Origin of the sequence: Candidatus Acididesulfobacter guangdongensis (assembly GCA_004195045.1) — a bacterium.
Classification (GTDB): Bacteria; SZUA-79; SZUA-79; order Acidulodesulfobacterales; family Acidulodesulfobacteraceae; genus Acididesulfobacter; species Acididesulfobacter guangdongensis.
Map to the genome: position 1 here is coordinate 442,304 of SGBC01000001.1, position 20,318 is coordinate 462,621.

At 35.0% G+C, this 20,318-nt stretch carries 22 protein-coding genes and 6 tRNA genes; all 28 read right to left on the bottom strand.

The features are described from left to right. Nucleotides 1-18: 18 nt before the first annotated feature. Complete coding sequence (locus tag EVJ46_02085; protein RZD17049.1) at nucleotides 19-402, bottom strand: 50S ribosomal protein L7/L12; 384 nt, start codon at nucleotides 400-402, stop codon at nucleotides 19-21. Between the two features lie 70 nt (nucleotides 403-472). After that, complete coding sequence (locus EVJ46_02090) at nucleotides 473-994, bottom strand: 50S ribosomal protein L10 (protein RZD17050.1); 522 nt, start codon at nucleotides 992-994, stop codon at nucleotides 473-475. Nucleotides 995-1,203: 209 nt separating this feature from the next. Further along, nucleotides 1,204-1,917 carry a 50S ribosomal protein L1 gene (locus EVJ46_02095; protein ID RZD17051.1) on the bottom strand — a complete coding sequence of 238 codons (714 nt, stop codon included), beginning with the start codon at nucleotides 1,915-1,917 and terminating at the stop codon, nucleotides 1,204-1,206. Nucleotides 1,918-2,010: 93 nt separating this feature from the next. Further along, nucleotides 2,011-2,439, bottom strand: a complete 429-nt coding sequence (gene rplK, locus EVJ46_02100) for a 50S ribosomal protein L11 (protein ID RZD17052.1) — start codon at nucleotides 2,437-2,439, stop codon at nucleotides 2,011-2,013. A 37-nt stretch (nucleotides 2,440-2,476) separates the two neighbouring features. Next, nucleotides 2,477-3,004 (bottom strand): transcription termination/antitermination factor NusG, encoded by a 528-nt coding sequence (nusG, locus tag EVJ46_02105; GenBank protein RZD17446.1) that lies wholly within the window; start codon nucleotides 3,002-3,004, stop codon nucleotides 2,477-2,479. A gap of 128 nt (nucleotides 3,005-3,132) precedes the next feature. Continuing rightward, nucleotides 3,133-3,336 carry a preprotein translocase subunit SecE gene (gene secE / locus EVJ46_02110; GenBank protein ID RZD17053.1) on the bottom strand — a complete coding sequence of 68 codons (204 nt, stop codon included), beginning with the start codon at nucleotides 3,334-3,336 and terminating at the stop codon, nucleotides 3,133-3,135. Between the two features lie 34 nt (nucleotides 3,337-3,370). Beyond that, nucleotides 3,371-3,447 (bottom strand) — tRNA-Trp (locus EVJ46_02115). 21 nt (nucleotides 3,448-3,468) lie between these two features. Next, on the bottom strand, nucleotides 3,469-3,618 hold the full coding sequence (gene rpmG / locus EVJ46_02120) for a 50S ribosomal protein L33 (GenBank protein ID RZD17054.1): 150 nt from the start codon (nucleotides 3,616-3,618) through the stop codon (nucleotides 3,469-3,471). Nucleotides 3,619-3,654: 36 nt separating this feature from the next. Further along, nucleotides 3,655-4,851: an elongation factor Tu gene (gene tuf, locus EVJ46_02125; protein RZD17055.1), complete on the bottom strand. Its 1,197-nt coding sequence runs from the start codon at nucleotides 4,849-4,851 to the stop codon at nucleotides 3,655-3,657. A gap of 90 nt (nucleotides 4,852-4,941) precedes the next feature. Next, nucleotides 4,942-5,016: transfer RNA gene (locus EVJ46_02130), tRNA-Thr, on the bottom strand. Nucleotides 5,017-5,036: 20 nt separating this feature from the next. Next, a tRNA-Gly gene (locus EVJ46_02135) sits at nucleotides 5,037-5,112 on the bottom strand. Nucleotides 5,113-5,148: 36 nt separating this feature from the next. Continuing rightward, nucleotides 5,149-5,234 (bottom strand) — tRNA-Tyr (locus EVJ46_02140). Between the two features lie 18 nt (nucleotides 5,235-5,252). Continuing rightward, a tRNA-Thr gene (locus EVJ46_02145) sits at nucleotides 5,253-5,327 on the bottom strand. A gap of 291 nt (nucleotides 5,328-5,618) precedes the next feature. Then, a tRNA-His gene (locus EVJ46_02150) sits at nucleotides 5,619-5,694 on the bottom strand. Between the two features lie 88 nt (nucleotides 5,695-5,782). Next, nucleotides 5,783-6,220 (bottom strand): DoxX family membrane protein, encoded by a 438-nt coding sequence (locus EVJ46_02155; GenBank protein RZD17056.1) that lies wholly within the window; start codon nucleotides 6,218-6,220, stop codon nucleotides 5,783-5,785. Between the two features lie 162 nt (nucleotides 6,221-6,382). Beyond that, nucleotides 6,383-8,317, bottom strand: a complete 1,935-nt coding sequence (locus EVJ46_02160) for a transketolase (GenBank protein ID RZD17057.1) — start codon at nucleotides 8,315-8,317, stop codon at nucleotides 6,383-6,385. A 26-nt stretch (nucleotides 8,318-8,343) separates the two neighbouring features. Beyond that, nucleotides 8,344-9,483 (bottom strand): transaldolase, encoded by a 1,140-nt coding sequence (gene tal, locus EVJ46_02165; protein RZD17058.1) that lies wholly within the window; start codon nucleotides 9,481-9,483, stop codon nucleotides 8,344-8,346. Between the two features lie 48 nt (nucleotides 9,484-9,531). Then, nucleotides 9,532-9,900: a hypothetical protein gene (locus tag EVJ46_02170; GenBank protein RZD17059.1), complete on the bottom strand. Its 369-nt coding sequence runs from the start codon at nucleotides 9,898-9,900 to the stop codon at nucleotides 9,532-9,534. Between the two features lie 50 nt (nucleotides 9,901-9,950). Beyond that, nucleotides 9,951-11,456 carry a glucose-6-phosphate dehydrogenase gene (zwf, locus tag EVJ46_02175; protein RZD17060.1) on the bottom strand — a complete coding sequence of 502 codons (1,506 nt, stop codon included), beginning with the start codon at nucleotides 11,454-11,456 and terminating at the stop codon, nucleotides 9,951-9,953. 150 nt (nucleotides 11,457-11,606) lie between these two features. Next, a complete protein-coding gene (locus EVJ46_02180; protein RZD17061.1) occupies nucleotides 11,607-12,230 on the bottom strand; it encodes a cyclase family protein in 624 nt (207 codons plus the stop codon). Between the two features lie 207 nt (nucleotides 12,231-12,437). Beyond that, on the bottom strand, nucleotides 12,438-13,328 hold the full coding sequence (gnd, locus tag EVJ46_02185; GenBank protein ID RZD17062.1) for a decarboxylating 6-phosphogluconate dehydrogenase: 891 nt from the start codon (nucleotides 13,326-13,328) through the stop codon (nucleotides 12,438-12,440). An 89-nt stretch (nucleotides 13,329-13,417) separates the two neighbouring features. Beyond that, nucleotides 13,418-14,227 (bottom strand): slipin family protein, encoded by an 810-nt coding sequence (locus EVJ46_02190; protein RZD17063.1) that lies wholly within the window; start codon nucleotides 14,225-14,227, stop codon nucleotides 13,418-13,420. Nucleotides 14,228-14,534: 307 nt separating this feature from the next. Continuing rightward, nucleotides 14,535-15,005, bottom strand: a complete 471-nt coding sequence (locus EVJ46_02195; GenBank protein ID RZD17064.1) for a hypothetical protein — start codon at nucleotides 15,003-15,005, stop codon at nucleotides 14,535-14,537. Between the two features lie 146 nt (nucleotides 15,006-15,151). Then, the gene (locus tag EVJ46_02200; protein ID RZD17065.1) at nucleotides 15,152-15,940 is read right to left on the bottom strand and encodes a uracil-DNA glycosylase; all 789 of its coding nucleotides are present in this window, start codon (nucleotides 15,938-15,940) and stop codon (nucleotides 15,152-15,154) included. 223 nt (nucleotides 15,941-16,163) lie between these two features. Continuing rightward, complete coding sequence (locus EVJ46_02205) at nucleotides 16,164-16,781, bottom strand: hypothetical protein (GenBank protein ID RZD17066.1); 618 nt, start codon at nucleotides 16,779-16,781, stop codon at nucleotides 16,164-16,166. Between the two features lie 74 nt (nucleotides 16,782-16,855). Beyond that, on the bottom strand, nucleotides 16,856-18,874 hold the full coding sequence (locus tag EVJ46_02210; GenBank protein ID RZD17067.1) for an indolepyruvate ferredoxin oxidoreductase subunit alpha: 2,019 nt from the start codon (nucleotides 18,872-18,874) through the stop codon (nucleotides 16,856-16,858). Nucleotides 18,875-18,884: 10 nt separating this feature from the next. Further along, entirely contained in the window at nucleotides 18,885-19,661 is a 777-nt protein-coding gene (locus tag EVJ46_02215) for a hypothetical protein (protein ID RZD17068.1), read from the bottom strand. A gap of 11 nt (nucleotides 19,662-19,672) precedes the next feature. Beyond that, entirely contained in the window at nucleotides 19,673-20,308 is a 636-nt protein-coding gene (locus EVJ46_02220; protein ID RZD17069.1) for a hypothetical protein, read from the bottom strand. Nucleotides 20,309-20,318 lie beyond the last annotated feature (10 nt).

Sequence of the window (20,318 nt, forward strand, 5' to 3'; positions counted from 1 at the left end):
GTATTATTTATAATACTATTATTTTACTTCTACTTTTGCGCCAACTTCTTCTAATTTAGCTTTAATTTTGTCTGCTTCCTCTTTATTTACACCGGTTTTAACTGCTTTCGGCGCACCGTCGACAAGGTCCTTCGCTTCTTTTAATCCAAGGCTGGTTAATTCTCTTACTACTTTAATTACCTGAATTTTATTTGCTCCTGCATTGTCAAGAATAACATCAAATTCTGTTTTTTCCTCGACGGCTTGTGCTCCTGCAGGTCCGGCAGCTGCTGTCTGAGGTCCTGCCATAGCCATTTGAGCCTGAACGCCAAATTTTTCTTCTATTGCACTTATTAGATCATTTAATTCGATTACCGATACATTTTCAATATAATTTAACACATCTTCTTTAGTTATAGCCATTATAAAATCCTCCAAAAATTTAATATATAAATAAATTTTTAATTTTATTTAAATTAATATAAAGTTATTGTTAAGCTTGCGATTTTTTAAGTTTAAGAGCCGATAGCACTTGCAGAAGTTTAATCTGCGGATATTTAAGAGCAAATACAAGACGTACTTGAGGTGATTTGATTGCAAACATTAATTTGCCGATTAAAACTTCTTTAGATGGTAATGTTGCCAGTACTTGAATTTTGTTCTGATCTAAAAAAGATTCATAAAAACCTGCTCTGATTTTTATACTATCCGGATTTTCTTTCGCAAACTTAGATAGGGCCTTTGCACAGCCTTGTGCGTTATTATTTGTTAAAATTAAAAAATTAGGTCCTTTCAAATAATCTTTTAAAGCTCCGGCATATGTATCTTTAAATGCAATATTCATTAACGTATTTTTAGAAACCTTAAGAACGCCGTCATTAGCATTAATTTCACTTCTTAATGCATCAAATTTTTCAACGCTAAGACCGACATAATGGCTTATAAAAATACCTTTAGAATTGACTACCGCTTCTTTAATCAAATTTATTTCTTCATTCTTTTTTTCTTTTTTCACTTTCCTCTCCCCTCCTTTTCATTTAAATTTTATTAGTGCTAAAATTTTATCAATGCTACTATTAGATATCTGCAGACACATAAGAGCATTAAATGAAAAATCAGGGTAACAGCTCTTTTGTCTCTTGTTGGGTTTATTTAATACCAACAGTCATTGACAAACTATTATATATATAAAATCTTTTTAAAACACAAATATAGCAAAAATAATTAAAAATTAAGTTCCGTTCTTAAATTAACAATATCAATATTAATGCCTACCCCCATTGTCGAAGATAACGAAACTTTTTTGATATACAAACCCTTACTGGACGCAGGTTTTAATTTTAATACCGTATCCAATAAAGCGGCGACATTTTCTTTTAATTTTAAAGCTCCAAAAGAAACTTTTCCGATAGATGCATGAAGTATACCATTCTTCTCAGCTTTAAATTCAATTCTGCCTTCTTTTAATTCTTTTACAGTCCTGGCAATATCGAATGTAACAGTCCCGACTTTTGGATTTGGCATCAGACCTCTTGGACCTAAAATTTTACCTAATTTTCCGACACTGGCCATCATATCCGGCGTGGCAACAACACGGTTGAAATCCATAAATCCCTGCTGAACTTTTGCAATCATATCATCCTGACCGACATAATCGGCTCCGGCGTTAATTGCCTCACGTTCTTTTTCGGCTTTTGCAAAAACAAGAATTTTAATAACTTTTCCTGTCCCGTGAGGCAGCACTACGGCGCCTCTAACCTGCTGATCTGCTTTTCTCACATCTACACCGAGATTAATGGCAATATCTACTGATTCGTCAAATTTTGCAAAATGCAGCTCCGCTACATTTTTAACAGCTTCTTCTAATCCATAATATTTATTTTTGCCTATCTCTGCTTTTTTTAAAGCTTCTAAATATTTCTTTCCTCTTTTTTTCATTAAACCTGCTCCTTATATATATTATAAATCCTAAATACCTTAAACTGAATATTTTGAACTATATTAAACAATTCCAAAAACAATTGCGACTATTTAATCCGTTATATCTATACCCATACTTCTTGCAGTACCCTTTATAATGTTAACGGCGCTGTCTATATTTTTAGTATTAAGATCCGGCATCTTCGTTTTTGCAATTTCAATTACTTTTGATTTTGATATTGATGCTACTTTATTTTTATTTGGCTGACCGGAGCCTTTTGGAATTCCGGCTGCCTGAGTTAAAAGAACGGAAGCTGGCGGTGTTTTTAAAATAAAATCGAAAGACCTGTCTGCATATATTGTTATAACAACCGGAATAACCGTACCTTCCTGACTTTTGGTTTTTTCATTGAATTGCTTACAAAACTCCATAATATTCACGCCGTGCTGACCCAGCGCAGGTCCGACAGGAGGCGCTGGATTCGCCTTGCCTCCAACAATTTGGAGTTTGACTAACGCTTGAATTTTTTTAACTGCCATATTTTTATCTCCGGATAAAATTTATAAAAAATTTATGTTAATTTCTTTCAACTTGGGTAAAATCAAGTTCAACCGGCGTTGCTCTGCCAAAAATAGAAACAAGAACTTCTAATTTATTTTTATCTGATTTTACATCATCTACAACACCGTTAAAACCTGAAAAAGGACCGTCAATAATTTTAACACTATCGTTTTTAGAAAACTCTATTTTAGATTTAGGACGTTTTATTCCTTCATTTATCTGTGCTTTAATTTTTTCTATCTCAAATTCATCTACACATTGCGGATTCAATTGGTCACCGACAAATCCCGTTACTTTAGGGGTACCTTTAAGCAAATGCCATGTTTCTGTATTTATTTGCATATTGACAAATATATAACCTGGCAAAAACTTCCTCTGTACCCTTTTTTTTACTCCCTTTATACCTTTTTCTATAACGTCTTCTTTAGGAATTATAATTTCGCCAAAATATTTTTTGAGTTCGCTGGAAGCAATTCTCTCCTCTAATCCGATTTTTACCTGATCTTCAAATCCGGAATATGTGTGAACAGCGTACCATTTCATATCCGCATCGCTCTTTTCATCGTACAGTTCTTTATCTTCGCCGTAATTTTTCAAATTATCCGTCATATTGTTATAATTATGCATAGATAACTATGCAGCCTCTATTTATTATGTAAAATTCAAATTTATCAAATTATAAAGGAAATAACCTTAGAAAACCCGATATCAACAAGTCCTAAAAATATTGTTACGAGCACTATAAAAACTAAAACAACATAAGTAGTTTTAGTTGCCTTATCCCTTTCCGGCCAAACTATTTTGCCTAATTCGGCTTTTACATCATATAAATATTTTTTCCCTTTCTTTATAAGTTCCAGGACATTTGTTTTCATTAAATTTATTTTTCCTTATAATATAATAATTTTCTGGCAGGCCAGGAGGGATTCGAACCCCCAACACTCGGATTTGGAGTCCGATGCTCTAGCCGTTGGAGCTACTGGCCTAAATGTTCCGATTTAATAAACTTAACGTGTTTCTTTATGCTCGGTATGCGTTTTGCAAAATTTGCAATATTTTTTAAGCAATAATTTATCCGTAGTAGATTTTTTATTTTTTGTAGTAGTATAGTTTCTCTGTTTACATTGACTGCATGCCAGTGTAATAATTTCTCTCATCGAAAATCCCTCTTTTTTATTTTATATATAGTATTTTTATTCTACAACCTCTGTTACAACACCGGCGCCAACCGTATGTCCGCCTTCTCTTATGGCAAATCTCAGCTCCTTTTCGGCCGCTATAGGCGTTATAAGTTCAACCGCCATAGAAACGTTATCTCCGGGCATTACCATTTCAACACCTTCAGGCAATGTGCAGACTCCTGTAACATCTGTAGTCCTAAAGTAAAACTGCGGACGATAACCGTTAAAAAACGGAGTATGACGACCGCCTTCTTCTTTAGTTAATATATAGGCTTCAACTTTAAATTTTTTATGCGGGGTAATAGAACCGGGTTTAGCCAGAACCATACCTCTTTCTATATCTTCACGTTTCTTGCCTCTTAAAAGGACTCCGACATTATCGCCGGCTCTGCCTTCATCGAGTAATTTTCTGAACATTTCAATTCCGGTAACTACTGTTTTAGTCGTTGCCTGAATACCTACAAGCTCGACTTCGTCTCCTACCTTAACTATTCCTCTTTCTACTCTGCCCGTTGCTACCGTTCCTCTGCCTGATATTGAAAATACATCTTCAACCGGCATCAGGAAAGGTTTATCTATGTCTCTTTTAGGAAGCGGTATATACTCGTCTACCGCATCCATGAGCTCTATTATCTTAGCAGTCCATTCGTTATCAGTATCCGCTTCTAATGCTTTAAGAGCAGAGCCTTTTATTACAGGAACGGTATCTCCCGGAAAATTATAAGACGTCAAAAGCTCTCTTACTTCTAATTCGACGAGTTCTAACAGCTCAGGATCATCAACCATATCTACTTTATTTAAAAATACGACAATATAGGGAACTCCTACCTGACGCGCTAAAAGAATATGCTCTCTTGTTTGAGGCATAGGTCCGTCTGCAGCCGAAACTACAAGAATTGCGCCGTCCATCTGAGCTGCGCCGGTAATCATATTTTTAACATAATCGGCATGACCCGGACAGTCGACATGAGCATAATGGCGCTTATCAGTCGAATACTCTACATGAGAAGTGGCTATCGTGATTCCTCTTTCTCTTTCTTCCGGAGCATTGTCAATCTGATCGTATGATTTAAAATTTGCAAAGTCCTTGCCTTTTCTTGAAAGAACCTTGGTAATAGCTGCGGTTAAAGTTGTTTTGCCGTGATCTACGTGACCTATTGTGCCTATATTGACATGCGGCTTTGATCTGTCAAATTTTTCTTTGGACATCTAATCCTCCTGGAAAATAATCTGAATTATATTTAAATTAATATATATATTATATTTTGGTATACTGCATATTACGTGTTATTAACCTTATGGAGCCCATGATCGGGATTGAACCGATGGCCTCTTCCTTACCAAGGAAGTGCTCCACCACTGAGCTACATGGGCAAAGAATATACTATGAATAATGGAGCGGGAAACGGGGTTCGAACCCGCGACATTCAGCTTGGAAGGCTGACGCTCTACCAACTGAGCTATTCCCGCCTATATAATAAATATTCGCTCTCAAAAAATTATAACTGGTGGAGAGGGGAGGATTCGAACCTCCGTAGACTTGCGCCGACAGATTTACAGTCTGTTCCCTTTAGCCGCTCGGGCACCTCTCCTACTTCTGGCAATTATTATGGAGCTGGCGATGGGAATCGAACCCGCAGCCTGCTGATTACAAATCAGCTGCTCTACCATTGAGCTACGCCAGCCTTACCTGATAAAATTAGCAGTTACAAATTATGCATAAAAACTTTCTATGTCAATTTTTAAACTGCTTAAAAAAATAACAAATTATTAATGAAATATTAATGAAATTTTAATAGTACCAAAAATATTATGATATTGTCAATATATTTTTTAAATTATTTATTTTTGTTATAGCGTAAAAATATGGTTAATTCAGATTAATGCGTCTTGTATAGAGGAAATTTAATTATTCGGGCATCAGAGTGTGCGGAAAAGTAAAAACTAACTGTAATTTATTTTTTATATTATATAAATGGGGTGGATGACAGGGCTTGAACCTGCGACAACCGGAGTCACAATCCGGGACTCTACCAGCTGAGCTACATCCACCATATGAGACATTTTTGATTATATTTAGTCTCTATAAGATAATTTTAATATTTATTAAAATTTAAGTCAATCTTTTAAAAATATTAGTTCAAAAAAAACTGAACCCGTCTAATCCAAGTGTCTTGCCTGCGTCCGATAATATAATTACAAATTCGCATATTATAAACGTCAGATTAATACCGAGACTTGCAGGCGATATCCAATACATCGCCAGCAAATAATTTAAATTTAAAAAAATTCCGACAACAGCCGCTATTCGCGTTAAAAAGCCGACCGACAGCAAAAGTCCTGCTGCAAGTTCACCTATAACAACCATTAAAGCAAACAAAAACGAATTCGGAATTACATAATTATTTAAAAAGTCAGCATAAAATACAATAGGGTCGTGTCCCGCATAATAAACTATTTTGTCGTGAAAGGAAGAGAAAAAATAAGGGTCAAGTTTAAAATGAACCGCGTATAAAAAGAACAAGCCTATGTAAATTCTGAGCAGCCCGACCCATATATTGCTATTTTTTAAACTCATATAAAATTTTAATTATTAATATAAAATTAAAAATAAATAAAAAAAGTAAATATCTGATCATACTGAATGAATAAACAATTGACTAAAGATATAGATAAGCATGATACGCATACTACTGCAAAATTATACAACTAAAGAGATAAGTATAAGCATGCTGCGTAATCATAAAATTTTTTTAACCGCATTATAAAGACCTTCCGGCGAAAGACCTGCTATCCTGTAAAGATCTGCAGGTTTACCGGAAGAAGAATAAAAAGCTGCGCCTAATTTTTTAAATTTTGTTTGAATATTATTCTCTGCAAGCAGAGAACCTATAGCAGTACCTACCCCTGTTTTTACATTATGGTCCTCAATTGTAATTATCAAACCAGTCTTAGCTGCTGTTTCCAAATCTTCAATGTCTATATCTGAAGGACAGGATACATTCAGAAGCATCGGCTTTATTCCGTCTTTCTGAAGCATTTTCGCTCCTTCAATAGCGTGTACCGCCATATTTCCTGTGGAGATAATACAGAGATCGCCGCCGTCTATTATTTTATCCATTTTACCGTATTTAAATTCATAATCATTTCCAAATGCAGGGCTGTTCTTATCGTTTAAAATAACCGGTATAATTGAACGGCCCATTATAACGGCAAAATTACCTTCATGCGACGCTATATATCTTATAGCTCTGTCAGTTTGATTGGGGTCGGCAGGCAATATTACTTTAAATCCGAATGTCGAATTTAACAGACCGAAATAATCGATGCACTGATGCGTTTTTCCGTCCTCGCCTACGTCTATACCGCTGTGAGTGCAGACTACTTTAAGATTTGTATGATTTATATCGTTTAATCTTTGCTGATTGTAAACTTCGTCGATACCGAATACGCCAAAATCTGCAAAAAATGACATAATGCCGGCAGTTGATACCGCACCGGATATTGTAGCAGTATTGTGCTCTTCTATACCTGATTCAAAAAAATTCTCTGGAAACAGCGACCTGAAACTGCCGGTTTTGACAGAACCCTCAAGGTCGCAATCAAACACTGCAACGGGCAACCTTTGAACTCCTGTTTCTTCCTTGTATTTCTTTGCAATATCAGCCAATGCATTTCCAAAAGCAGACCTGTTGTCTATATTTTTTTCTCTGGTATAAGTAATTGCGCTTTCTGCGTTTTGAATTAAAATATAATTATTTTTCCGCACAGCCAGCGGTTTAATTGAAAATTTCTGTTTTCTTCTGTCAATATATTCGACTAAATTATCCGGTTCTGCAAGTTCTTTCAAAGCTTTTCTGCAGTCTTCCTCATTCAAAGTAGAACCGTGAAATTTAGCGTTATTTTCCATAAAAGAAACACCCTTTCCCATTACCGTGTTTGCAATAATCGCGACAGGGGCATCGATTGAATGCGCTTTTTTAACTGCTGCATATATGTCGTTAAAATTGTGACCGTCAATTTCAAATGTATAAAATCCGTCAGCTTCAAAATTTTGTTTTATATTGTCAGGCATAACGTCGGATATTTTTCCGCCTATCTGCAAGCCGTTATGGTCAACTATTACCGTTAAATTATTTAATTTATATTTAACGGCGAATCTGCGGGCTTCCGATATCTGCCCTTTTGTCTGCTCTCCGTCACCCATAATGCAGTAAATATGATTATTATAGCCATGCAGTCTTGAAGCAAGCGCAAATCCGCAGGCGGCAGAAAGACCTTGCCCTAGATTTCCGGTATCCCATTCTACACCTGGAACATATTTTTCTATATGCCCTTCAAAAGGCGAGCCTGCATATCTGAACCATGTGATAGCATCATCCACATCAAAAAAACCATAGTTCCCTAACGCAGAATAAACTCCGGGGGATGTATGACCGTGGCTTACAAGAATAATATCTCTGTCTTCTTTAAACGGATTATCATTATAAACAAAGCCGCAGCCGTATAAAATAGAATAAATATCAATAGAGGACATAGAGCCGCCCGGGTGTCCTGATGATGCGACCGTAGTCATTTTTAATATATCGCCTCTGCATTTTTTAGCGAAATTTTTTAACAATGATATTTCTTCGTTTGATAACCCGTCCCTGTCAAATCCTTTTTTTAATTGCATTATATTTTCCCTCCTGATAATAATAATCAAACATTTTTAATTGAATCTAACAGTTTATTATACGATTCCTCAAATGATTTAACGCCTTCTTTTTGCAAAATTTCTCCTGCCTGCTCAGTATCTATGCCTATTTTTTTTAGCTCATTTAAAATATTTCCAGAACTCTCAACATCAAGCTCTGCCGTATCAGGTTTAATATTTCCATGGTCTGCGATGCTTTCTATGGTCGGTTCCGGGAGTGTATTTACCGTATTTTTTGCAACTAAAGGTTCTACGTATTTTAAATCATAATAATCCGGATTCTTAGTGCTGGTACTAGCCCACAATGGTCTTTGAATATTAGCGCCCATAGATTCTAATTTTTTAAATCTTTCTCCGTTGAATATATCTGTAAATTTATTATATATAATCTTTGCGTTAGCAACCGCTGCCTGACCCTTTAAGGAAATTATACCGTTTTTGGCATCCCCGCCGGCTTTATTCAGCAAATTATCCAATAGATTATCTATCATTGTATCAAGCCTGCTTATAAAAACACTGGCTACACTATGAATTTTATTTATATCTATTCCGTTTTTATGCGCCATTTCCAAGCCTTCCATATAAGCGTCGGCAACATTTATATAATGTGTTATAGAAAACATCAGCGTAACGTTGACATTAATCCCTTTTCCGATAATTCGTGCTATAGCCGATAAACCTTCTGTTGTAGCAGGTATTTTAATCAGCAGATTGGGTTCATTTATTGAATGAAAAATCCTATCGGCTTCTTTAATTGAAGTTTCTGTGTCTGTTGCAATATCAGGCGGGACTTCTATGCTGACGAATCCGTCTTTGCCGTGCGTTTTTTCATAAATAGGATAAAGTATTTTAGCGGCATCTTTTATATCTCTCTGAGTAATAGCATCATATACCTCAAAAGTATCAAGACCTTGTGACGACATTTTTTTTATTGTTTCCGGATAGTTGCATTTGCCTGAATCAATCGCTTTTTCAAATATAGACGGATTTGAGGTAATTCCTGTAATTATATTATTATCGACCAGCAATTTCAGTTCGCCTGAATCAATCATGCATCTTGATATATTGTCTAACCATGGACTCTGCCCGCATTTAATAAGTTCTCCAAATTTTTTTCTGTTAGATATTAATAAATCTATGTTCATAAGAGCGGTCCTCCGTATTAAAATTAATATTATTTTTAATCATAAATTTTAATTTTTAAAAAACAGCCATTGATTATCGCCTGCCTTTGCGAACTTCAGCAAGGTATATTCGCCGGTAATTTTTTTTCCTTTAAAATCTAAAATATATTTGCCGTTATCTTTCTTTAATAAATTATAAGTTCCTTTGTCCCATATTTTTACCATTCCGGCGCCGTAATTGCCTTCCGGTATTATGCCTTCAAAATCCGCATATTCAAGCGGATGGTCAGCAACTTTTATCGCAAGGTGCTTTATACCTTTATTCACAGGAGGTTCTTTCGGTAATGCAAACGAAACCAGAACATTATTCTCTTCAAATCTTAAATCCCAGTGCAGATGGCTTGCATGATGTTCATGTATGACGAAAATTTTATCCATTAATTTATATTATATTATTATATTGTTATATATATTATTTATATTTATATTTATATTTCATTATGCCATGCTCTTCCGTCTTTATTAATTAATTCATCTGCTTCCTTTGGTCCCCATGAACCGGATTCGTAATTTGGAAACAGCGGCGCAGGTAAACTTTTCCAGCCGTTGATAATGTCTCCGATTAATTTCCACGAAATAAGCATATTGTCAGTTCTGTAAAACAATGTCTGGTCTCCTTCCATTATATCATACAGCAATCTTTCATACGCTTCAGGCGGGGTACCTTTAAATGAAGATTTATAGAAAAAAGAAAGTTCCACAGGTTCTATTTCCATTTTAAACCCTGGAGATTTTGCTCCTATTTTCAGCTCTATACCTTCATTTGGCTGAATAGTTATCGTAATAATATTCTGCTCAAGATTTTCAATGGAATTTTTGCCGAAAAGGCTATGCGGTAATTTTTTTAAATAAACAGCAATTTCTGTTTTGTGCTCTTTTATTCTTTTTCCAGACCTTATGTAAAAAGGGACACCTGCCCACCTATAGTTATCAATATATAGTTTCAGAGCAACATACGTATCAGTGATAGAATCAACCGGAATACCTTTTTCTTCTCTATAGCTCAGCGCTTCTTCGTTATCGCCTATTATCCCTCTATCATATTGACCGCGCACAACATTATTTCTAACGTCGTTTATCGTCAATCTTCTTACGCTCTTTAATAATTTGGCCTTTTCATTGCTTAAATCATCGGCATCAAATATGGCAGGCGGTTCGATAGCAACTAACGACAGCAGCTGCATCATATGATTTTGCATCATGTCTCTTATTATACCTGCATTATCAAAATAACCTGCGCGTGACCCGACGCCTATTGATTCCAACGCTGAAATCTGAATATGGTCGATATATTTATTATTCCATACAGGTTCAAATATTGCATTGGCAAACCTGAAAGCGAGTATATTCTGTACGGTTTCTTTTCCAAGATAATGGTCTATTCTGTAAATTTGCCGTTCCTGAAATGCAGATAAGATATTGCTGTTCAATTCATTTGCACTTTCGTAATCGTAGCCGAAAGGCTTTTCTATAACTATTCTGGAAAAACCGTCTTTTTGTTCTTTATTGGAAGCCAGACCAGAATTATTTAAACCTTCAACAACGTCCTGATAAACACTTGGCGGTGTGGATAGATAAAATATTAAATTTTTGGGCATGCCGTATTCTTTGGACTTCGTTTCTGTAAATGTATTCAGTGATTCGTAACTTTTAATATCGTTATAACTCATAGAAAGATAGTTTATATGCTTGGAAAAATCTTTAAAATGCTTGGCGTCTATAGGTTTTTTTCTGCAATATATATTCATAGAGTCATAAATTGTTTTTCTGAATTGCTCATCGTCCATTTTAGTCCTTGCAAAACCTGTAATGAAAAAATTATCCGGAAAAAAACCTTCATCCCACAAATTATATAAAGCGGGAAAAATTTTAATATGCGCCAAATCTCCGCTTGCGCCGAATATTATAATACCGCATGGATTAAGTCCTTTCATATCTGTATTCCTCGCTTATTATATATTTATATATTCAAGAGTTGCGACATTATTATTATTTATCGCTCATTATTTACACTTGCTTATAATTGATAACAATTTAGCTAATTAGTCCGTACCGCCCGATTTAACTGTTTTATTTCAGCGACTTTATTTTTCTAATATTACTCTTGCAGGTGCTCCGTCTGAATCTTTTATTTTGACGGGGAGCGCTATGAGTTTATATCTGCCGGGCTCAACGTGCTCAAGATAAAGACTTTCAATAATAATAATTCCTGCGCCAAGCAAAGCCCTGTGGGTTTCATGCCCTTTACCGAAACCTTCTACCGAAAGATAATCTACGCCTACGAGTATTACGCCTTTATTGACCATATATTGAGCGGCGTCATTTGCGACATATACATAATCTTCATGAAAATTTTTATCTATCGATATAATTTTAGAATTTTTTGTTTTAAACAATATCCTGCCGCCGCTGTTAATATTTTGCGTTTTAAGGAAATCTTCCGTTATAGCCTTATATGTTTCAGGAACTTCTATAACAAGACATTCTCCTATAAGACTTTCTAATTTTAATTTATCTATTCCTATCCCCTCTTCATAAAAATGATGCGGAGCATCTATATGCGTTCCGGTATGCGTTCCAAAAGAAAGATGCGTATTATTAGCGGTATTGCCGTTTTTAATACTTGAAAATTGTTTTATAATAACTTCAGGGTCTTTCGGCCAATGAACCATTCCATCCTCAACCGTTAAACTTGCATCAATATACATAATATTTTTCCCTTAATAATTTTATATTGGATTTATAATTAGATATATTCAAAATTTGTATGTATAGTTTTTATTCATTTTTGCCTAATATGTCAAATCTTGTTTTGCCGCAAGCGGGAAGTTATCCCTCACTTAAGATATTGTAATTTTTTGCCGATTTTTTTTGACAAAACAAATTGGCGGTTATGTAGATTATGATGATATAATTTAATGAACCGGATGTCCGCCAAACTGATGCCTTAAGGCTGCAAGGACTCTGTTTGCGAAAGAATTTTCCTGTCTGGATCTGAATCTTGCAAACACCGATTCCGCAAGCACAGGGGCAGGAACGGCATTGTCTATAGCTTCTTTTAATGTCCATCTGCCTTCGCCTGAATCATCAACGGTAGGACCGAGATTCTTTAATTCAGGGTCTAACTTAAATGCATTATTGGCTAAGTCCAGAAGCCACGACCTGACAACAGATCCATGCCTCCATAATTCCGTAACCTCGGTCAAATTTATATTAAAATCGCTTGTTTTTAAAATTTCAAAACCTTCTGCATATGCTTCCATCATTCCGTATTCTATCGCATTGTGAACCATCTTAACATAGTGTCCTGCACCTGATTTTCCAGTATAAAGATATCCTTTTTCAGGCGCTAAGGTTTTAAATATAGGTTCACAATATTCAAAAATTTCTTTTTCGCCGCCTACCATAGAGCAGTAGCCTTCTTTAAGTCCCCATATGCCTCCGCTTGTACCGGCATCAAGAAAATTAATTCCTTTTTCTTTAAGTAAATCATGTCTTCTTATAGAGTCTTTATAATATGAGTTGCCTCCGTCAATTACAATATCGCCTTTCTCAACATATTTAGATACTTCTTCAATCATTAAATCCGTAGTACCCCCCGCAGGCACCATAAGCCAGACAATCCTTGGGGTTGATAGTTTTGAAACTAATTCTTCTATAGAATCTGATCCGACGGCGCCTTTATTTTTCACAGGTTCTTCTTTAGACCTTGTCCTGTTAAATACAACTACTTTATGCCCGCCTTCTAAAAGTCTGAATACCATATTGATGCCCATTTTTCCCAAACCTACCATACCGAGTTCCATAATTAGTGCCTCCTTAGCTTATATTTTACTTTTTATTTTTCTTGATTTGCTTACTTTAATTTGCTTACTTTATTAATTAATAATTTTTGTTATTTAACACCTGCATTAACGGTATTGTTTGCGTCATTAGACGAATTACCCGAACTGAAACTTCTCCCTACCTCTCTTATGATATCTAAAGGGATAGGCATTATCATTGTAGTATTATTTGTAGAAGATATCTCATTCAGCGTCTGCAAATATCTTAACTGCAGCGCCATCGGATTTTCAGCTATGATTTTAGCAGCGTCGCTTAATCTTTGAGCCGCCTGAAATTCTCCGTCGGCGTTGATTATTTTTGCTCTTCTGTCTCTTTCTGCTTCTGCCTGTCTTGCCATAGCTCTTTGCATATCTTGCGGCATATCGATTTGTTTTAGTTCCACTATAGTAATTTTAATTCCCCATGGCCCTGTATGTTTATCTAATATATCCTGCATTTCTGCATTTATCTTTTCACGTTCTGCCAAAAGTTTATCAAGTTCTGCTTCACCGCAGATGCTCCTTAAAGTAGTTTGAGCAAGCTGAGAAATAGCATTATAATAATCGGCTACCTGTACTACTGCATTAAGAGGATCAACTATTTTAAAATAAACCACTGCGGATATCTTTAAGGTAACATTATCTTTTGTTATCACGTCCTGAGACGGAACTTCAAAGGTAAGTATTCTTAAGCTGACCCTGATCATTCTGTCTATTACCGGCCATAATAAGATTATTCCGGGACCCTTGACGGCTATCGCTCTGCCGAGTCTGAATATAACCGCTCTGTCGTACTCTGTTATGATTCTTACGGCATACAGAATAATCATAATAGCAACAATTATTATTACAGATATAAATAAAACTCCGAAACCTTGCATATATCCTCCAAATTAACTTACTGCATTAAATAAAAATAAATATTTGCTTTATTGTATATTATCACATAATATTGTTTTGACATCGGCTGAAATATTTTTGCATTCAGCAGCTAAACGGCAACTGCCGGTTAACATTACACTTTTATTATCTGCAAATTAGATATTGGTATTTTCTTATTCGCGTTCTATAGTTAATAATTATATTATATGTCAAATTGTATTGTATAAGAGCCAGCATATTTGAAATGTTATATAGTATATATGTACATATAGCTATAGCCGGCTTAATAAAATAGATAGAATATTTTTAGCTAAAAGGTTTTACCTTTAATTTTAAGGAATCTTTTACAGAAACGGATGATGAATGAGGCGATCCAACCACTATTACTTTTTGACCTTTGGCGATAGCAGCATCGGCGTAAGCCGTCCATATCTCGCCGTTTAGATCAATCTGCCCGAAACCGCCGGCAGGAATATCTTTTGTAGCAAATGCAACAGTGCCAGCAATACTGTCCACTGATGATTTAACCTTTGTTTTATTCGCTTTATATCCTAAAATTATAAATATGACTATAAAAATAAACAGCGCCACATAAGCAGGCAAAATTATTTCGGCAAATAAATCGGGAAACATCGGCGAAAATGTAAAAATAATAACCGAAGCTATAACGAATAGAATAGCGCTGACGGAGGTTAAAACACCGAATGAAAATATAAAGAAGTCCGACATTATGAGCGCGAATGCAAATATTACTAAAATGTAGGCTGCCGTTATCATGATTTTATCAGTTACTATTTTTATTGTTAATTTAATAAATTATGCAAGATACGTAAAACATATAACAAATTAAATATATTCCTATTCATCGGCAGATACTCGCTGAATTGAATTTTATATAAAATAATAAATAATAAATAAATCTCCTATATATATTCCGATAGCAAGCCGCGTATCAATTTCATATCTTCCCAGACATCCTTTTTTGCCGACGGATTTCTGAGTAGATAAGAAGGATGATAAGTAGGTATAACTTTTATATTTTTATAATTATAAATTTTACCTCTATGACTGCCTATTTTTTCGAATTCAATATTTGCTGCACCGGCAGCATTGCTGATTTCATTAAAAATAAACATAGTTGAAAATTTTCCGAGGGTGCATATGATTTTAGGCTTTATTATATCAATCTGTTCCCGTAAAAACGGACTGCAGCTTTCAATTTCATTCTGCTCGGGATTTCTATTGCCCGGCGGTCTGCATTTTATTATATTTGCAATGTAGACGCTCTCCCGTTTAAGATTAATAGATTCAATAATTTTGGTTAATAATTGCCCCGCTTTTCCTATAAAAGGCCTTCCTGTTTTATCTTCGTCCGCTCCCGGGGCTTCCCCTATAAACATTAAATCTGAATCGGCATTGCCTTCGCCGAATACTATCAAATTTCTTTCTTTAGATAACCCGCATTTTATACAATTATTTATCTTATAGTCCCTAAGCTTTTTTAGCGCTTCTCCTTTCTCTGAATTTTCCGTGCTTTTTAACTTTAACGGCGGAAGCGAAATATCCTGACCTGCCGTACAATACTGTATTGCAGCCGTATTCTCCGTAAGATTTTCCTCGCATGCTCCGTCAATATAACACTCACTAACTGCCGTATCAAACGCAAAACTGCCTTTATATTGCTCTACCGATATTTTAAGTTTTCCGCTCATATTTTATAGTTATTACCCTATGTTTCTGATATGTTAACAGTGTGTATAATTTTATTTATTTATCTTAAATCTGTCTTAAATCTGTCTTAAATCTGTCTTAAATCCATCTTAAATCTATCTTAAATCTATCTTGCATATGCCTTACTTATATCTTACTTATGTCTTAATCTATATTTTGCTATATTTTATTAATATTACAACAATGTATATATCCTAATTGACGTTATAAATCCAGTCCTATATTAAAAGCTTTCAAATTATCCTTAGCTTTTGAACCTTTTAAGAGAATATTTTCTATCACGTTTTTGGACACGGGTATATTTGTTTTTGCAAATAAAACCCCGAGGGAAATAACATTGCAGGATATTATAGAACCAAAATTTTCTAAAGACAGCTTATTAAAATCGTAATAAAAAACATTGTCCGTTATGCCGTAAAGACTTTCTAAAATATCATCTAACTCAGGATATTTATTTTTCCCCATTCGCACGCTTATAGGAATATGCGGATTTGTATTAAAAATAATGACGGAATTTTTGTTGACATAAGAAGCAGCTCTCAACGTCTCTAACGGTTCCAATGAAATTAGAACATCGGCATCGCCTGAAGCTATCATAGGCGAGTGCATATTTTTTCGTGGATTTTGCAGTTCTGCAATTGAGTCGTAAAAAATATATTTGACGAATGCTTCCACGTAACCTTCTCTTTGCGCTCCGCCTCTTCTTTCTGAACCTGATACGTCCTGCATAACAGAATCAAGAACGGCATTTTTTAGTATAGTGCCTGCAGTTATAATCCCTTGACCGCCAAGACCAGTAATAGCTATATTAAACTTTTTCATTATTATAATATTTTAATTTATTTTATATATTATGTATATTATATCTTATATCGCTATTTTTAGTTCGTTTTATTTTATTTATTATCAAGAAAACATAGCTGCGATTCAGGATTTATTGACGGATGCAGATTGAATTCTACTTTCCTTATAGCGCTGTTAGGGCATACTTCGTAACACACGCCGCATTTAACGCATGAAACAGGGTCTATAAAATAATATTCTTTACCATTATTAATACCGTTTTCTTTTGCCGACTGAATTGCAGGACACGCCAATTCAACAAAACATTCATTGCACTTAACGCAGCGTTCTTTTTGTAATTCATATATAATTTCAGAACTATTTTCCGGTTTAGATTTAATATTTTTTATTTTTTTTCTTCTTTCTTCCTGGAGAATACATTCACGCTTAGCAATTATAACTTTGAGCCCTTTTTCCTTCAGCGCTTCTTTTATGATAACGCTGAATCTTTTTACGCTGTTAGGGTCAACGGTTTTAATATACGAAACGCCAAGCGATTTAAGCAAATCTTTTAAATTAACAGAATTAGGAATAGGGGTTCCGTCAATATCAGTTTTAGTTGAAGGGGTTTTCTGATGCCCCGTCATTGCAGTCCAGCTGTTATCAAGAATAATATATAAGATATTTGAATTGTTCTGAATTGCGTTCATAAGAACAGGTATTCCGGAATGATAAAAAGTTGAGTCCCCGACTAACGCTATTATTTTTTTGCTCTTGTCTGCTATACTGATAGCCTGCCCTATGCTTAATCCTGAATTCATGCAGGTTAGCCAATCCATAGCATTATACGGCGGCAATAGTCCGAGTGTGTAGCATCCTATATCGCCTGCTATAACAACATCTCTGTCTTTAGAGCCGGTATTAGAATATCCGGATGCTTTTAAAATTGAATAGATAGTGCCGCGATGAGGACATCCTACGCAAAAAGTTCCCATTCTCTGCGGGATTTTATCTGAAAGAATTTCCGACTTATTAACTGCTGCGGTAAAATACTCTGGGGCTGCCTTTCCTAAAAAACCGGTAACGCCCTTAATAACGTCGTCTATAGTCAGTTCTCCATAAGCTTTGAATACATTTTTGCCGTGGATTTTTCCATGATAGCCTATTTCGAAAGCTATTTTTTTAATTTGAAATTCTAAAAAACCTTCTGCCTCTTCAACAATAACAACTTCATCTAAATTATCTAAAAACTTACCTATAAGTTCTTCCGACAGAGGAAAAGTAATCCCTAATTTTAAAATCTTATAATAATCCGCATTAATAAAATTCAATGCCTCTATCAAATGGGAGTATATAACGCCGGATGAAATAAAACCTATTCTGGAACTTTTCGCTGAACTAATCTGCGCATCTATAATCATATTTAATTCAGAATTATAGACATATTTTTTAAGGAGTTCGTTACGTTCAAGATATTTTTTATGATTCTTAACGGCAAGATTAAAAAGATTAAGATAATTTTCAGGATCTCTTTTAAAATTTCCGGATATTAAATCTCTGTCCGAACAATCGCCAAAATGCAATATGCCTGCATTATGGCACAATCTTGAAGGAGCCATGAGTATAATTCCGAAAGAAAACTGTTCAGAAATATCGAAAGCTTTTTTTGTAAAATCTTTAGCTTCCTGTATATTTGAAGGCTCTATAATAGGCATGTACGTATGCAGACTATACCATCTGTCGTCCTGCTCATTAGAACTGCTGGGAGCTCCCGGGTCTGAACCTATAGCAAGAACAAGCCCTGCTTTAACCCCTGTATACGCCAGAAAATGCGCCGGTTCACTGGCGACGTTTAAACCGACATTCTTCATTGCGCATAAAGACCTGATACCCGACCATGAAGCGCCTATTGCTCCATGCAGGGAAATATGTTCATTCAAGCTGAATTCGGTATAAATATTTTTTATATTTTTTTTATTTTTGTCTAATGCAATAATAATTTCAGAAGCCGGAGTCCCAGGATACATTGATGCATAGCCGATTCCGGCTTCAAGCGCCCCTCTTGCAATTGCCTCATTACCAAGGATTATACCCCTATCGCCATATTTTCCGTCAACGAACAAATTTGCCATATATACTTTATTACAACTTTTTTAATATGTTTATTTTCGGGCTTACAATTTTTATAATTAATCCGTCCGCTTTAAGATTCAAGGCGTTAGCGTAAGCTTCATCCAATGAATTAAAGGTTTTTCCTATTTCTAATTCATTAATATGTATAAAAACATTTTTATGTTCTTTTTTAATATATTCAATTGCACCGATATTATCCGTAAAAGAATTAATTATAAAATTATCTGCGCCGACTGTCATAAGTTTTTTTATTTTTACCATATCTGCAGGTGTTGATGCGGCTATTTTAACGCCAAGATTAAAATTTTCGATATTGTATGCAGCGTCTTCAGCGTTAGCAACATTATTGTCTAACAAATCGTTATTTGAATTATTTTCAATTAAATGATTAATCGACCTAGATTTTTTAATAATAGAACTGAGCGCAACTACGTCTATATCATAAACGGGTTTAGCAGAATGAAATACCGTCTTCACTGGATGCAGTCCTTCAGATATTATAATATTTTTTAACTTCAGCTGATTTAAAGTGATGAGGTCGGAAAATAGCGCGATCCTGTTTTTATCTCTCATATTGACTGAATACGTTATTACTGCATCAGGATTTTCATCAGATAAGAGTTTGCAGAGCAATATTGCGTTAAAACCGAAATTTTGTTCAATAATTATATTTTTAATATTAATAGTTCTATTTCCGCCAAGTCCACCTAATAATATTTTTAATTCTTTTAAAAAATCGATGTAATTTTCACTCAAAGGGGATTCTATTTCAGGTATGATATTCATATGGTAAATCCTTAAATATTTTTTTTAATAGTCTTTATGCTGTGATCTCTTGGAGAAAAAATACGGACTATATTTTCTTCCTCTCCAAAATTTTTCATATTTGCATACGAGGTCATAAATATACAATTTGCTTCTTCGTCAACTTCGCATTTAATACCGTTATGCCCTTCGCATGGACCATTCAGCAATCCTTTGGGACAAAGCGTAATTGTACATACACCGCCTGTAAAATTTAACCTGCATTCATCGCACCCGCGGCACAAAGGGCTATATTCGCCTATATGCTCAGTCTTGGCTATATATTTACTGTTTGTTCCTGCAATCACCTTTTTTTTGATAAGCCCGCTTATAGTCTGAACACCGGTTCCGCATGAAAGCACAACAATAGCATCGGTATTTTCAAGATTATCCTCAACAAAACGCATATCTTCTTTCAGCACCCTCATATCGCACGGCTCATCAATAGAGATGGTAAATGTTATATTTTTACCCTCTTTTTTTAATGATTGCTCCATTTCTACGACCTGCGCGGAGCCGCCGGTCAAGCATATAGATGCGCACGATGCGCATCCTACAATACCTATATTTTGATATTTTTCCGCGGCATCTATTATTTCTTTAATATCTTTTCTTGTAGTCAGAAACATATTTTATTAT

Excerpts from the sequence above, each read along its gene's own strand:
- tal (RZD17058.1), bottom strand. The coding sequence starts at position 9,483 with ATGAACATAGATTTATTAATATCTAACAGAAAAAAATTTGGAGAACTT.
- EVJ46_02180 (RZD17061.1), bottom strand. The coding sequence starts at position 12,230 with ATGTATATTGATGCAAGTTTAACGGTTGAGGATGGAATGGTTCATTGG.
- EVJ46_02195 (RZD17064.1), bottom strand. The coding sequence starts at position 15,005 with ATGATAACGGCAGCCTACATTTTAGTAATATTTGCATTCGCGCTCATA.
- EVJ46_02095 (RZD17051.1), bottom strand. The coding sequence starts at position 1,917 with ATGAAAAAAAGAGGAAAGAAATATTTAGAAGCTTTAAAAAAAGCAGAG.
- rplK (RZD17052.1), bottom strand. The coding sequence starts at position 2,439 with ATGGCAGTTAAAAAAATTCAAGCGTTAGTCAAACTCCAAATTGTTGGA.
- gnd (RZD17062.1), bottom strand. The coding sequence starts at position 13,328 with ATGGAACTCGGTATGGTAGGTTTGGGAAAAATGGGCATCAATATGGTA.
- EVJ46_02170 (RZD17059.1), bottom strand. The coding sequence starts at position 9,900 with ATGGATAAAATTTTCGTCATACATGAACATCATGCAAGCCATCTGCAC.
- EVJ46_02190 (RZD17063.1), bottom strand. The coding sequence starts at position 14,227 with ATGCAAGGTTTCGGAGTTTTATTTATATCTGTAATAATAATTGTTGCT.
- EVJ46_02200 (RZD17065.1), bottom strand. The coding sequence starts at position 15,940 with ATGAGCGGAAAACTTAAAATATCGGTAGAGCAATATAAAGGCAGTTTT.
- nusG (RZD17446.1), bottom strand. The coding sequence starts at position 3,004 with ATGAAATGGTACGCTGTTCACACATATTCCGGATTTGAAGATCAGGTA.
- EVJ46_02205 (RZD17066.1), bottom strand. The coding sequence starts at position 16,781 with ATGAAAAAGTTTAATATAGCTATTACTGGTCTTGGCGGTCAAGGGATT.
- EVJ46_02215 (RZD17068.1), bottom strand. The coding sequence starts at position 19,661 with ATGAATATCATACCTGAAATAGAATCCCCTTTGAGTGAAAATTACATC.
- EVJ46_02155 (RZD17056.1), bottom strand. The coding sequence starts at position 6,220 with ATGAGTTTAAAAAATAGCAATATATGGGTCGGGCTGCTCAGAATTTAC.
- secE (RZD17053.1), bottom strand. The coding sequence starts at position 3,336 with ATGAAAACAAATGTCCTGGAACTTATAAAGAAAGGGAAAAAATATTTA.
- zwf (RZD17060.1), bottom strand. The coding sequence starts at position 11,456 with ATGAAAGGACTTAATCCATGCGGTATTATAATATTCGGCGCAAGCGGA.
- EVJ46_02085 (RZD17049.1), bottom strand. The coding sequence starts at position 402 with ATGGCTATAACTAAAGAAGATGTGTTAAATTATATTGAAAATGTATCG.
- EVJ46_02220 (RZD17069.1), bottom strand. The coding sequence starts at position 20,308 with ATGTTTCTGACTACAAGAAAAGATATTAAAGAAATAATAGATGCCGCG.
- EVJ46_02160 (RZD17057.1), bottom strand. The coding sequence starts at position 8,317 with ATGCAATTAAAAAAAGGATTTGACAGGGACGGGTTATCAAACGAAGAA.
- tuf (RZD17055.1), bottom strand. The coding sequence starts at position 4,851 with ATGTCCAAAGAAAAATTTGACAGATCAAAGCCGCATGTCAATATAGGC.
- rpmG (RZD17054.1), bottom strand. The coding sequence starts at position 3,618 with ATGAGAGAAATTATTACACTGGCATGCAGTCAATGTAAACAGAGAAAC.
- EVJ46_02210 (RZD17067.1), bottom strand. The coding sequence starts at position 18,874 with ATGGCAAATTTGTTCGTTGACGGAAAATATGGCGATAGGGGTATAATC.